This window comes from Nonomuraea sp. NPDC003727 (assembly GCF_053586935.1).
The window spans coordinates 122,533-135,628 of sequence record NZ_JBSFNE010000004.1 but is presented as its reverse complement, the minus strand read 5'-3'; the positions used below and the strand labels follow the sequence as shown (position 1 = coordinate 135,628).

General features: G+C 72.5%; 13 protein-coding genes. 4 read left to right on the top strand and 9 right to left on the bottom strand.

Going from position 1 to position 13,096, the window contains the following annotated elements; genetic code table 11:
• The first annotated feature begins 52 nt into the window (after nt 1-52).
• The gene (locus tag ACWDLG_RS12215) at nt 53-910 is read left to right on the top strand and encodes an ACT domain-containing protein (protein ID WP_449918895.1); all 858 of its coding nucleotides are present in this window, start codon (nt 53-55) and stop codon (nt 908-910) included.
• Nucleotides 911-970: 60 nt separating this feature from the next.
• Nucleotides 971-1,861, top strand: coding sequence for an NAD(P)-dependent oxidoreductase (locus ACWDLG_RS12210; RefSeq protein WP_449918893.1), 891 nt, complete (start codon nt 971-973; stop codon nt 1,859-1,861).
• A gap of 14 nt (nt 1,862-1,875) precedes the next feature.
• Here ACWDLG_RS12210 and ACWDLG_RS12205 read toward each other — a convergent pair whose 3' ends face one another.
• The 7 genes from ACWDLG_RS12205 to egtA all read right to left on the bottom strand — a co-directional run bounded on the left by ACWDLG_RS12205 (nt 1,876) and on the right by egtA (nt 10,901).
• Nucleotides 1,876-2,592 carry a DUF4097 family beta strand repeat-containing protein gene (locus ACWDLG_RS12205; protein ID WP_449918890.1) on the bottom strand — a complete coding sequence of 239 codons (717 nt, stop codon included), beginning with the start codon at nt 2,590-2,592 and terminating at the stop codon, nt 1,876-1,878.
• A gap of 241 nt (nt 2,593-2,833) precedes the next feature.
• Entirely contained in the window at nt 2,834-4,549 is a 1,716-nt protein-coding gene (locus ACWDLG_RS12200; RefSeq protein WP_449918889.1) for an ABC transporter ATP-binding protein, read from the bottom strand.
• Nucleotides 4,546-6,261, bottom strand: a complete 1,716-nt coding sequence (locus ACWDLG_RS12195) for an ABC transporter ATP-binding protein (RefSeq protein WP_449918888.1) — start codon at nt 6,259-6,261, stop codon at nt 4,546-4,548. Before ACWDLG_RS12195 ends, ACWDLG_RS12200 begins: the two co-directional genes overlap by 4 nt.
• Before the next feature lie 387 nt (nt 6,262-6,648).
• On the bottom strand, nt 6,649-7,632 hold the full coding sequence (gene egtD / locus ACWDLG_RS12190) for an L-histidine N(alpha)-methyltransferase (RefSeq protein WP_449918885.1): 984 nt from the start codon (nt 7,630-7,632) through the stop codon (nt 6,649-6,651).
• A gap of 19 nt (nt 7,633-7,651) precedes the next feature.
• The gene (gene egtC, locus ACWDLG_RS12185) at nt 7,652-8,371 is read right to left on the bottom strand and encodes an ergothioneine biosynthesis protein EgtC (RefSeq protein ID WP_449918883.1); all 720 of its coding nucleotides are present in this window, start codon (nt 8,369-8,371) and stop codon (nt 7,652-7,654) included.
• On the bottom strand, nt 8,371-9,663 hold the full coding sequence (egtB, locus tag ACWDLG_RS12180) for an ergothioneine biosynthesis protein EgtB (RefSeq protein ID WP_449918881.1): 1,293 nt from the start codon (nt 9,661-9,663) through the stop codon (nt 8,371-8,373). The genes egtC and egtB overlap by 1 nt, the downstream gene beginning before the upstream one ends.
• Nucleotides 9,660-10,901, bottom strand: coding sequence for an ergothioneine biosynthesis glutamate--cysteine ligase EgtA (egtA, locus tag ACWDLG_RS12175; RefSeq protein ID WP_449918879.1), 1,242 nt, complete (start codon nt 10,899-10,901; stop codon nt 9,660-9,662). The genes egtB and egtA overlap by 4 nt, the downstream gene beginning before the upstream one ends.
• Before the next feature lie 102 nt (nt 10,902-11,003).
• On the opposite strand from egtA, the gene ACWDLG_RS12170 reads away from it, so the two are divergent.
• On the top strand, nt 11,004-11,246 hold the full coding sequence (locus tag ACWDLG_RS12170) for an anti-sigma factor family protein (RefSeq protein ID WP_449918876.1): 243 nt from the start codon (nt 11,004-11,006) through the stop codon (nt 11,244-11,246).
• 31 nt (nt 11,247-11,277) lie between these two features.
• On the opposite strand, the gene ACWDLG_RS12165 is transcribed toward ACWDLG_RS12170, so the two are convergent.
• A complete protein-coding gene (locus tag ACWDLG_RS12165) occupies nt 11,278-11,517 on the bottom strand; it encodes an anti-sigma factor family protein (protein ID WP_449918875.1) in 240 nt (79 codons plus the stop codon).
• An 80-nt stretch (nt 11,518-11,597) separates the two neighbouring features.
• Nucleotides 11,598-12,230: an RNA polymerase sigma factor gene (locus tag ACWDLG_RS12160; RefSeq protein WP_449918873.1), complete on the bottom strand. Its 633-nt coding sequence runs from the start codon at nt 12,228-12,230 to the stop codon at nt 11,598-11,600.
• Between the two features lie 192 nt (nt 12,231-12,422).
• On the opposite strand from ACWDLG_RS12160, the gene ACWDLG_RS12155 reads away from it, so the two are divergent.
• Nucleotides 12,423-12,956 (top strand): NUDIX hydrolase, encoded by a 534-nt coding sequence (locus ACWDLG_RS12155; protein ID WP_449918870.1) that lies wholly within the window; start codon nt 12,423-12,425, stop codon nt 12,954-12,956.
• The last annotated feature ends 140 nt before the right edge of the window (nt 12,957-13,096 follow it).

Sequence of the window (13,096 nt, the reverse complement as noted above, 5' to 3'; positions counted from 1 at the left end):
CGCAATCGCGCAGGTCACGGCGGCGTAACACAGCGCGGTGAGACTGGCCGGCATGAGCGATGCACCGAAGGCGACCCATCCGAACTCCGGACCCGACCGCCGGCACCACGCGCGCTCCTGGTGGCGGGAGATCCTTGAGGTGGCCGCGCTGTTCGTGGCGGTGGGCATGGCCCACCTGCTGGCCACCCTCCTCGGGCACACCGATCCCGGACCGGTGGTGCTGGTGGGCCTCGGCGGCGCCCTGATCGCCGGCTCGGCCGTGCACCGGCGCCTGAAGACCGGACGGCCGGCGACCGCGCGGCGGCGGTCCGCGCCCGCCCTGCCGCCTCCCGCCGACGACGGCGGCACGATGACGCTGTGGCGGATCCGGATGCGCGTGGTCGAGCGTCCCGGCCGCCTGGGCGAGGTGGCGGGCGCGTTCGGCCGGCTGGGCTGCAACATCCTGGCGCTGCACATCGCCCCCACCGCCAGCACCGCGATCACGCCGTCCGGCGGCGACGCGCTCGACGAGTTCGTCGTCGAGGCGCCCACCCACCTGACGCCCGGCGTCCTGCACGCCGCGCTGTCGGAAGCCGGCGGCCTCGACGTGCTGGTCGTGCCCGCCCAGGTCAAGGACCTGATCGACCCCGGCATCCAGGCACTGACGATGGCGCAGCGGGTGCACGACGACCCCGGACGGCTCCCGCAGGCCATGGCGGAGCTGCTCAGGGCCACGCGGGTCGAGTGGCGCCGGCCGGGCGAGACCCTCGCCGACGACGGCGAGCTGACCAGCACGATGGTGATCTCCGTACACCCCGGACGGGCCCTGCTGCTCAAGCGGCCCGGCCTGCCCTTCACCCCCACCGAGGCGGCCAGAGCCGCCGCCCTGGCCGCCGCCGCCAGAGGCGCCCGCTACTGCGGCACCACCTGAGCGCGCGAGGGCGCACGACCGTTCAAGACGAGGGCCGCCGCCTGGCGGTACAACGTGCGTATGGACGTAGGTTTCCTCGGCCTGGGACTGATGGGCGAGCCGATGGCGGTCAACCTGGCCCGGGCGGGCACGCCTTTGGTGGTGTGGAGCCGTTCCTCGGCCAGGTGCGACTCGGCGCGCGCGGCCGGCGCGCGGCAGGCGGCCAGCCCCGACGAGGTGTTCGGCCGGGCACGCGTGGTCATCCTGATGCTGGCGAACGAGGACGCGCTCGACGCCGTGCTGGAGCGCGGCACACCCGGCTTCGCGGCGAAGGTCGCCGGGCACGTCGTCGTGCCCATGGGGACGACCGCGCCGGCCTATTCGGCGGCGCTGGAGCAGGACGTGCGCGCCGCGGGCGGCGCCTACGTCGAGGCGCCCGTCTCAGGGTCGCGGGTGCCGGCCGAGGCCGGGCAGCTCGTGGGCATGCTCGCCGGGGAGCCCGCGGCGGTGCGGGAGGTACGGCCGCTGCTCGGTCCGATGTGCCGGGAGACAGTGGTGTGCGGCGCCGTCCCTTCGGCGTTGCTGATGAAGCTCGCGGTCAACCTGTTCCTCCTCACGATGGTCGGCGGCCTGGTGGAGGCCACGCACTTCGCCGCCAGGAACGGCCTGGACATGGACGTGTTCCGTCACGTGCTCGACTCCGGGCCCATGGCCAGCGCCGTCTCCAGGATCAAGGCGGCGAAGCTGGTCGAGCGTGACTTCAGCCCGCAGGCGGCGATCGCGGACGTCCTCAACAACAACCGGCTCATCGTGGATGCGGCACGCGACTCCCGGACCGCCTCGCCGCTGCTGGACGTCTGCCTTGCCCTGTTCGGCGAGACCCAGGCGCTGGGACACGGCGCGGCGGACATGGCCGCGGTGGTCCACGCCTTCGAGGCCAGGACGGCCCGGCTCACGGGCGACGATGCCTGATCGCGTCCCTCACGTCACTGGCCGGCTGGTCGCTGCTCCACGGCCAGGTCCCCGGAGCCGCTGGACAGCTCGATCGTGCGCTCGGCCGAGGGAACGCCGGCGACCTTGATGTCCTTGTCGCCGGAGTCCGTCGTGGCCACGATGTTGTACGGCCCCTGCGGCACGTGGATCACGGTCTGGCCGGAATCCGCGGTGGTCGTGACCCGAGCGGGCCGCCCGGCGAAGGCCAGTTCCGTATCGCCCGAGTCGGTTCTCGTGACCACCCGCCCGTCCGTCAGCCCGGTGGCCTCGATCGCCCCGGAGTCGGTGACGGCTTCCACGTCACCCGACAGGTTCTTCAGCGTCAGCTTCCCCGAGTCGGAAACCACCTTGACACGGAGTCCCCTGGGCACCTCCACCTCGTAGCTCACGTCGCAGGACGTGCCCATGGCGCCCCACCCCCACGTGTTGGGACAGGTGAACGTCAGCTCCAGCGTGTCACCCCGCGTCCGGTGACGGGTCTGCGGCTTGTTCTTGTACCAGCTCAGCCGCTCCGTCACGCGGATGCCCCGACGGTTCGACTGGACCACGTCGACGGTCCCGGAGTCGACTTCGACGTGCAGCGCCGCCACCTCGTCGGTGACGTCGTACGAGACGGCGGCCTCATCCAGCGAGACACTGGTGCCGCACCCGGTCGACACCGCCACGAGCCCGAGAAGGCCCGCGATCACCGCCGCTCTCCGCATCGTCATGATGTCCCGTTCTGCGTGGTCCAGCCGTGCCGGACTCGGGTGATCCCCGGAGTCCCCGGGGGGGACCCCTGCCTGGGCTGCTTCCTGCCGTGAGACCGCCGACGAAACCGGTCGCGCAGAAGACTCTAGAACCCCTTGTGAGCGACGGCATTGCCGCTGGCCCGCCCCTCGTCGGTAGTGCCAGCCCCACCCTTGGGGGAAGTCCCCGAGACGGTCGCGCCACCGCCGGCCGACTACCGGCTCATTCGCTCCCTGCCGGAGTCATGGACAGTTCCCAGAAATCGGCGTAGCGACCGCCGTGGCGCAGCAGCTCGTCGTGGGTGCCTTCCTCCACGATCCGGCCGCCGTCCAGGAAGACGACCCGGTCGGCGCGCCGGACGGTCCGCATCCGGTGCGCCACCATCACCACCGTCCGGCCCGCCATCAGGCGCTCGACACCCTCGTGGACGGCCGCCTCGTTCACCGGGTCCAGTGCCGAGGTCACCTCGTCCAGCAGCACGATGGGCGCGTTCTTCAGCAGCGCTCGCGCGATCGAGACACGCTGGCGCTCACCACCCGACAGCAGTGCGCCGCCCTCGCCCACGTTCGTCGCCCATCCGCCGGGCAGTCGCTCGACCACCTCGTCCAGCCGCGCCGCGGTCGCCGCCGCCCGCACCTCGGCGTCGTCGGCGTCGGGACGGCCGAGCCGTACGTTCTCCTCGATCGTGCCGTCGAAGAGATAGACGTCCTGGAAGACGATGGCGATCTGCGCCATCAACACCTCGGTGTCGATCGCGCGCACGTCCACACCGCCCACGCGCACCGCGCCCGCGTCCACGTCGTAGAACCGCGCGATCAACTGCAGCAGGGTGCTCTTGCCCGCACCCGACGGACCGACGACGGCGAGCCGCTGTCCCTCCGGCACGGACAGCGACACCTCGTCGATCACGGTGCGCCCGCCGTGCCGGAAGGCGACGGAGTCGAACCGCAGGTCATGGCGTTCCGGCCGGACCGGTTCGGGAGCTTCCGGCAGCGGCTCGGTGCGCAACACCGTGTCGAGCCTCGCCAGCTCGGAACGCGCGCCGCGGATTCTGCCACCGATGTCCGACAGCGACAGCAGCGGATCCGCGCAGCGGGCGGCCAGCACCAGGATCGCCAGGATCTCCGCCGCGCCGATGTTCCCGCCGAGGGCGAGGTAGGCGCCCAGGACCAGCAACACGGTGAACATCGCCTGCACCGTGAGCGTCAGGCCCAAGAGGCCGGGCAGCGCCGTCAGAAGGGTACGGCGGGACGCGCGCTGCAGCTCACGCAGCGAGTCGTCGAGCAACCGGAAGCGTTCGACGGTCCGGCCGCCGGCGCGCAGCACCGGCTGGGCCTGCAGATATTCGATGACCCGCCCGGTGGCCTCATGGTCGCGTTCGACGCGCTCGGCATCGGTGGCGGCCATCGAGCGTCCCGTCCAGACCTGGATCGCCGCCACGACCGGTACGGCGACCAGCGCGGCCAGCCCCATCTGCCAGTTGAAGGCGAGCATCACGACAACGATCGTCACGGGAGTCACGCTGGCGGAGACGAACGGTGCCAGCAGATGCGCGATCGCGCTCATCGCCTGCAGGACGCCGCTGCTGGCCATGACGGACACCTGCCCGACGCGGCCCGCGCTGTACCAGCCGATGGGCAGGCGAGCCAGATGATCGCCGAGCCGGTGATACATGCCATGCAACAGCGTGGTCCCGGCGCGGAATCCGGACAGGTCGCTGACATAACGCAGCACCGCGTAGACCGCGACCGCGGCCCCGAACGCGATCAGCCAGGGCCGCGCGTCCGCGGGGCTGCTCCCGAACAGTGCCCGCAGCACCGGAACCAGCAGCGCGTAGGACAAACCCTCGACCACCGCGGTCGTCGTCATCAGGGCCACGGTGCGACGCACCGGCCGGGCGTACTCCTGTCCCAGCACGCGCAACAGCATGCGGATCATCGGGTCTCGTCTCCTTGCGGTACGACGTGGGTTTCGAGGTCGCCGGCGACCGCCGACCGCTGGGTTCGCCAGAACGCGGCGAACTTCCCGTTCTGTGCCAGCAGCTCGGCGGGCCTGCCGCGCTCGACGATCGACCCGTTCTCCAGCATCACGACGGTGTCGGCGTCGGCGATCGTCTCCAGGCGATGGGCGATGACCAGGATCGTCCGATCGCCTTCCAGCGTCGAAAGGGCCCGGCGCACCGCCAGCTCTGTCTGCGGGTCGGCGAAGGCGGTCGCCTCGTCGAGCACCAGAACAGGCGCGTCGGCGAGCAGTGCGCGGGCGATCGAGATCCGCTGCGCCTCGCCACCCGACAGTCCGGTGTCGTCGCCGATCACCGTCTCGTATCCGCGCGGCAGCTCGAGGATCCGATCATGGATGTTCGCCTGCCGGGCGGCGCGAACCACGTCGTCGAGGTCGGCATGCGGTACCGCCAGCGCGATGTTGTCGGCGACCGACGCGCGCAGCAGGCGAACGTCCTGGAAGACGAAGGAGACCGTCCGGTACAGCTCCCGGCTGCCGAGCTCGCGCAGATCGACACCGCCCAGGGCGACCGAACCGTGGGTCGGGTCGAAGAAGCGCGGCAGCAGCTGGACCAGCGTGGACTTCCCGCTTCCCGACGGCCCGACGAGCGCGGTGACCGTCCCCGGCTCGAGCACCAGGTCGATCCCGCGCAGCACCTCGTGATCTGCTTCGTAACCGAAGCGGACGTCACGCAGTTCCACCCGGTGACCCTGTGGCGCGACCGGGTGGGCGGGCTCCGGTAGCGACGGCACCGCGAGCACGTCCCGGATCCTTCCGACCGCGCGCCGGGCGGCCTGCAGGTCGTCGAAGCCGTGGCCGAGAGCCGCCACCGGAGCGGTCAGCCCCAGTCCCAGCAGCAGGAAGGGCAGCAGGTCGGCCGGGGCCATGCCGCCGGTCGTGATCAGAGCCGCACCGCCGATCAGCACGACCAGCAGCACGAACGGCGGCGACAGCGCCACCTGCATCCCCGCGGCGATCCCGGAGAGACCGCGCACCATCCGGTAGAAGATGTCGACGAAATCGTCCGTGGCCGTGCGGAACTTACGGTGGGCGCGCCCGGATCCGCCGAACGCCTTGACCACCGCGATGCCCTGCACGAACTCGACGACCGCGCTCGAGATCCGCCCCATGGCCTCGTCGAACTGCTTCTGCTCGCGCAGCCGGACCGGGGTCATCATCAGGGGGACCAGCGCCACCGCCAGCGCCACCGGGATCAGCGTGATCAGCGTGAGCCGCCAGTCGACGGTGAACAGGTAGACCAGCGACACCAGCGGCACCACGAACGCGGAGATCAGCTCGCCGGGGGTGTGGGCGATGAACGGGTGCACGGCACTCACGTCCTCCCCCACGACCTTGGCCAGCTCGCCCGTCCGGCGCCGGGAGAACCAGCCGATCGGCACGCGTCCCAGCCGCGCGGCCAGTCGCCGGCGGAACGACAGTTGCACCTGGCCGTCGAGGACATGTCCGATCCCGGACGACGCGGCCGTGAACAGCAGCCGGACGAACAAGCCGGCCGCGCCCGCGACCACGACGAACCAGACATGACCGTGATCGATCGGGCCGGGCGACAACAGCACCCGGCCCAACTCGACGACCGCCAGCAGCGGCGCCAGACCCGCGGCAGCGCCGACCACCTGCAGGATCACCACGGCGGCGAAACTCCGGAGGTGAGGGCGCAGCAGCCCCGCCATGCTCTGTTCAGCTGGGGAGCGGGCATCCGGGGGTGGTGCGGACTGCTCTCTTCCTTGGGCAAGGGCGGCGGTGGTCATCGCTCTCCCGCCTTCGTCAGTCCCGTCGCGACCGCGGCTGTCCCTGCTGGGTCTCTCATGACCGACAATCGTCGTCCGGCCACGGTTCGGAGTCGTCCCACAGGCGGAGTCATCTTCCGGGATCAGCGATCAGCCGGACTACGACGCAGGGAGTAGTCGCACCGTCCGCCTCGCACGCGAACGCGGCGACGAGCAGTCTTCACCCGGACGGTGGCGGCGGTCCTGCCCGCGGCGCCCGGCGGGGGAGACACCGGACGCCCCCTGTGCTCAGGCCTGTGCCAGGACCAGGGTGAAGTCCCCGGAGGGGTCGGTGTAGCGGCGGCGCACCTCGAACCCGGCGGCGGCCAGTTCCCTGCGCAGGCCCTCCGGCCGGAACTTGGCGCTGATCTCGGTACGCATCTGCTCACCCTCGACGAAGTCCACGGTCAGGCCTAGCCCGCCGATCCGCACCCGCATGTCACGGCTCGCCCGCAGCCGCATCTCGATCCAGTCGTGGCGCGCGTCGTACAGCGCCACGTGCGCGAACGCCTCCGGTTCGAAGTCCGCCTCCAGCTCCCGGTTGATCACGTGCAGGACGTTCCTGTTGAAGGCGGCCGTCACCCCGGCCGCGTCGTCGTAGGCCGCCACCAGCCGTCCGGTGTCCTTCACCAGGTCGGCCCCGAGCAGGAAGGTGTCGCCTGGGCGGAGCGTGGCCCGCAGTTCCTTCATGAACACCTCGCGCGCGGCCGGTTCGAGGTTGCCGATCGTGCCGCCGAGGAAGGCCACCATCCGCCGCCCGGTGCGGGGCAGCAACGCCAGATGGCGTTCGAAGTCGGCGCACACGGCGCGCACGTCCAGGCCGGGGAAGCGCTCGGCCAGCCGCCGCGCGGCCGCGGCGAGGGTGACCGCGTCCACGTCCACCGGCGTGTAGGTGCGCAGCGTGCCGGCCGCCTCGAGCGCCTCCAGCAGCAGAACGGTCTTCTCGCTGGTGCCCGAGCCCAGCTCGACCAGCGTGTCCGCGCCGCTGGCCGCGGCGAGCTCGGCCGCCCGCGCCCGCAGGATGGCCAGCTCGCGCCGGGTCGGGTAGTACTCGGGCAGCCGGGTGATCCGGGAGAACAGCTCGCTGCCCGCGGCGTCGTAGAACCACTTGGGCGGCAGCCACTTGGGCGACGACGTCAGGCCGGCCCTGACGTCGTGCTCGAGCGCCTGGCGCAGGTAGTCGCGGTCGAGATGGTTGATCACGCGGTGGAAGGTCGGCCGGCTGACGAACACGGGGCCTCCTGGGGTGAGATCACAACGGCTGCACGCGGACGTCCGTCCCGGTGACCGTCATGAGGCTGCGCTCGGGTACGGCCTGCCATCCGGGCAGGTCGTCGAGCGGCTCACTGGCCACCAGCACGCCGTCGTGGAGCGGGTGGTAGAAGAGCGTGTCGCCCCAGACGGTCGCGGCGATGGACGCGCCGTCGCAGGCGAGCAGGTTCAGGCGGGCGCCGGGATCCTTCTCCCCGGCGCGGACGACGACCTCGGCCAGCGCCTCGCCCATGCCGAGCCCGGCGCGCCCGAGCAGGAACACCGCGGCGGCCACCCAGGCGGCGTCGCACGTGCTCTCCGCGCGGTCTGGCAGGTCGTCGGCGAGATCGAGCAGCGCGTCCCTGGCGACGCGGCCGTTGAGGCTGAGCAGCCACCCCCCGTCGGTGAACGGCGCCGTGGCGCTCTCCTCGATCGGCATGCCCGCGGTGGCCGAGCGGACGGCCGCCAGCAGGCAGGTCGAGCGGGCGACCTCGGCCAGCGCCGGCAGGTTGGCGTCGGTCCAGATGGGTACGGCCCGGCGGTAGCGCACCGGCTCGGCACGCGCCGGGTCGTACCAGCCCATGCCGTACCCGTCGGCGTTGACCAGGCCCTGGTGCTGGCGGCGCGGCGCGAACGACTGCCGCAGCAGGCCGTGCTCGGGCTCGTGGATGAGCCGGCTGAGCGGGCTGGCGGCGCCCAGCCAGGCCGCGTGCCTGCACATCAGGTCTGCTCCGAGCGGGCGCAGCGGAAGCCGGTGAAGATCTGCCGGCGGATCGGGTAGTCCCAGTTCCTGAACGTGGTGCGCACCGCCGCCGGGTCGGCCGCCCACGAGCCGCCGCGCAGCACCCGGTACTCGTGGCCGAAGAAGACCTCGCTGTACTCCTTGTACGGGAAGCTGCGGAAACCGGGGTAGGGCTGGAACCACGAGGAGGTCCACTCCCACACGTCTCCCACCATCTGCTCGGCCCCGTAGGCGCTGGCGCCGGCCGGGTAGGCGCCGAGCGGCGCGGGACGGGCGGCGCGGTGGCCGAGGTTGGCCCGGTCGGCGGTGGGCGCCTGCTCGCCCCACGGGTAGCGGCGCGCGCTTTCCGCCCGCGGGTCCCAGCCGCAGGCCTTCTCCCATTCGGCCTCGGTGGGCAGCCGCCTGCCCGCCCAGCGGGCGTAGGCGTCGGCTTCGTACCAGCACACGTGCTGGACCGGCTCGTCCATCGGGACCGGCTCGGGACGGCCGAAGCGGGTGCGCCACCAGGCGTCGCCGTCCCTGACCCAGAACAGGGGGGCGAAGGCGCCGCTGCGCTGCCGCCACTGCCAGCCCTCAGGGGACCACCAGCGCGGGTCGTCGTAGCCGCCGTCGCCGATGAACTCCGCGTAGGAGCGGTTGCCGACGGGCAGCCGGTCGATCCAGTAGGCGGGCAGGTCGACCCGGTGGGCGGGCCGTTCGTTGTCGTAGGCCCAGGGCAGGGTGGCGGTGCCCATGAGGAAGGCGCCCGCCGGCACGAACACCTCGTCGGGGCCTGCGTCGCGGCCGGGCGGGAGCTCGCCGTCGCGCACCAGGCCGGGCTGCCGGGACAGCTGGAGCGTGGCGAGCATGGTCTCGTCGTGCTGGTGCTCGTGCTGGATCACCAGGCCGAACACGAAGCCGTCGCGGTGCAGCGGGTCGGGGCCGTCGAGGTCGACGGTGTCGAGGACGTCGAGCACCCGCCCGCGCACGCCCTCGATGTAGCGCCGCGCCTCGGCCGGACCCAGGATGGGCAGGCTCGGGCGATCCTTGCGCGGGGTCTTGAACGCGTCGTAGATGTCGTCGATCTCCGGCCGGAGCGGGTCGATGCCCCCGGCCGCGCGCAGCACCCAGAGCTCCTCGTAGTTGCCCACGTGCGCCAGGTCCCACACCAGCGGCGACATCAGCGGCGAGTGCTGGCGCAGCAGCAGGTCGTCGTCCGCCGCCGTGTAGGTGAGCGACCGGTCGCGCACCGCGACGAGCTCGGCCGCGATGCGTTCCTTGAAATCGTTCATCCCCATCCCTCATCGTCCAGCCAGGTCGGGACGCGCCGTGTCGACGCCGGATCCATCAGGTCGGCCGCCGGGGAGCGGCCGGTCGTCACATGCCGGTCGGCGAACGCGGCCACCTCGCCGGCCAGGCCCGGGTCCACGCCGAGGCGGGGCAGCGCCTCCAGCGCGGCGCGGAAGCACGCCTCGGCGGCCCTGCGCAGGCGCGGGTCGGCCAGCCCGCACCGCGCCGCCACCCCGCTCAGCTCCTGGTAGCGGTGCGGCCCCTGGAACGGCTCCGTGGCGGCCAGCGCCGCGTCGGCGGCCCGGTCGTCGGCGACGAGGGCGCAGGTCACGGCCACGCAGACCGGCCAGGTCGCCGGATGCTGCGCGTCGAGGTAGCGGATCTCGAGCCAGCCTCTGGGCCGCACCGGGGGGAAGACGGTCGTGGCGTGGTAGAGCAGGTCCTCGACGGTGGGCCGCCGCCCGCCGCCCGACCGCAGCCAGTCGCCGAACGTCGAGCCGTCGCTGACCGTGCGGTAGCGCTCCTCGTCCTCGCGCACCAGCATGAGCCGGGCCTCCAGCAGGTAGTCGGCCCAGTCCGCGCCCGGATCGCCCGAGGCCGGCACGGGCGCGGTCCTGGTGCGGTCGAGGTGGTCCCAGACGGCCTGGCGGCCCGACATCCAGCCGCACGGCCTGCCGCCGCTCAGCGGCGAGTTGGCGAAGGCCGCCGTCAGCACGGGGCCGACGGCGTGCGCCCGCGCCCATCGCGTCGCGGGCCGCTCCCCCAGGTCCAGGTTGACCTGGATCGACGCGGTCGAGCACATCATCAGGCTCCCGTACGGCACGCCGAGGAAGGCGGCCATCGCGTCGTACCGGGGCAGGCGCAGCTGGCGGCGGGCCGGCCGTACCGGGTCGAGACCCACCCCGGCCAGCGCCAGCCCCGCCGCGCGCAGGGCGGCGCGCACGGCGGCCACGTCGGCGGACAGGCGGGCCAGCGCGTCCGGCAGCGGCCCCGGCGGGCCGGACAGTTCGAGCTGGCCGCCCGGCTCGAACGTCACCCGGCTGCCGCCCGTCAGCGCCGGCAGCGCCCGCTCGATCCTGGCCAGCGGGACCTGAGCGGCCGGCGCCGTCTGGTCGAAGACCAGGAACTCCAGCTCGACGCCCACATGGTCGGCGGTGGCGGGACGGAAGCAGCGGCGCGCGAAGTCCACCACCTCCGAGGTGTCCCGCAGCGGCGTGTCCTCGGCGGTGAGCCCGATCATCGTCTCCCCTTCGCACGGCGCACAGGTCTACAGACCCGCGAGCCCCGCGATCGTTACACGCGGATTCGCGTAACGGATGGAGCGCGACCGGCACTAGGTCACATGGGGTGGGCACGAGGCGAGCTCGGGTGCGATGACGTGCTCGACTCGATCACGGACTATCTGGAGGCGGCGCTCCCCGCCGGGCGGCGGCGGCTCGTCACGGATCATCTGGCGGCGTGCCCGGCGTGTTCAGGGTGGCTGGCTCAGGTGCGGGCGACGATAGCGGCGCTCGGCTGCCTGCGTGACGGCGCCGTCCCCGCGCCGGTGGTCACCGCGCTGCGGGAGAGCTTCCTCGCCTCATGACCGGTTCATGACCTTGCTCATGACCGGCTCCTCATGACCGGCTCCGCGCGCGGAAGGCGGCCATGAGCCGGTCGCGCACGTCGGACCGCAGCTTCTCCGGGGGCGGGTCGCCCAGGACGCCGACGGTGGCGCGGAACTGCTCGACGTAGCGGGCGCAGGCCTCGCAGCAGGTCAGATGCTGCCGGACGCCGTCACGGGCCGGCTGGTCGAGGGCGTCCTCAAGGTAGGCGGTGATGACTTCCACCAGTTCGTCGCAGGTGAACCGCTTCACGACGTGACCGCCCTATCGCCTGGGAATTGAACCGTTTCACTTATTGTGGCCGCTGCACGGGCCAGCGGAAGCCCTACGCGCTATTCCGGCCGCTTCCCCGACTCGAAATAGCCGGCCAACCAGCCGCGCACCGCCACCCGGGCGCGGTGCAGCAGCACCCGCTGGTTCGCCGCGGAGATCTCCAGGATCTCGCACACCTCGTCGGAGGTGCAGCCTTCCACGTCGCGCAGGGTGATCACGATCCGCTGCCGGGACGGCAACCTGCCCAGGGCTTCGGCGATCAGCCCGCGCACCTCCGCGGCCAGCGCCTCGCCCTCGGGCGTCGGCCAAGCCCCCGGAACCTCCTTCCAGCCGCCCGGCGGCACCGGGCCGTGGCCCGCGGACCTGCCGCCGTCCTGCTCGAAGGCGCTCCACGGCAGCGTACGGCTCTCGCGCACGCCGCGCTTCTTCGCGGTGTTGACCAGGATGCGGTAGACCCACGTCTTGACCGAGGAGCGGCCCTCGAAACAGTCGATCCCGTCGATCACCGCCAGCCACGTGTCCTGGACGACCTCCTCCGCGGAGTGGTCGGTGGACACGTAGGACCTCGCCACCCGCAACAGGCCCCCGGACCAGGTGTCCAGCACCGCCGCGAACATCTCCTCGTCGCCGGCGCGCAGAGCCGTGACGACGACGTCGTCCGGGGGCAGCCCTTCGCCCAAGACAGACCCCACGATCGCCTCCCCCGGTCGAACGATGGGACGTTCATGACATCGGGACCGGGCCGCAGCCCGGCGTCGCCCCGCGGCGGGCCGACACCGCCCAGGTTAATTCCTCCCACCGACGTTCTTCCCGTCCGGGCGGTCGTGACCACCTTGTGCGTATCCTCGAAGGGCGAGTCCGGCGAAGCGGGGAGGTGCGGGTCCATGCGGCGCTCGGAACGGCTGCTCTACGCGGCGAACGGGGTCGATCTTCGCGTCGTGGATGTCGCGCTGACCGACGGCGAGCACGTCGAGCGGCCCTTCATCCGCACCCCGCGGGCCGCCGGAGCGGTGGTCGTCCGCGGCGGGCGCGTCCTGCTGCGGTGGCACCACCATCTCGTCACCGACACGTGGGGATGGGAGATCCCGCTCGGCGAGATCGGCCCCGGCGAGCAGCCCGAGGCCGCCGCCGCCCGGCACGTGGAGGAGCAGACCGGCTGGCGGCCCGGACCGCTGCTGCCGCTGATCCGCATCCGCCCGGCCGGTGACGTCGCCGACTGCGACCACCTGGTCTTCGTCGCCCATCAGGCCGCGCCCGGCGCCGCCCCGGCCGACGACGTGGAAGGCGGGCGCGCCGAGTGGCTGCCGATGCTGCGCATCCAGCAGCTGATCGACGAGCAGGCCATCACCTCGGCCACCACCCTGGCGGCGCTGCTGCACTTCCTGGCCGACCTCCTCCAGACCAGAACGCCCCACTAGGTTTCCACCCCACGCCACCGTGCGAGTGTTCGGCTTCACCCGCCGCGCCGCGTCGATCTCCTTGGCCAGGCGCTCGTCGGCGCCCCGTCGCGCAGGACCTTGACGGCGACCAGCGCGCCGGGCCCTTCCCCTTGCCAAGT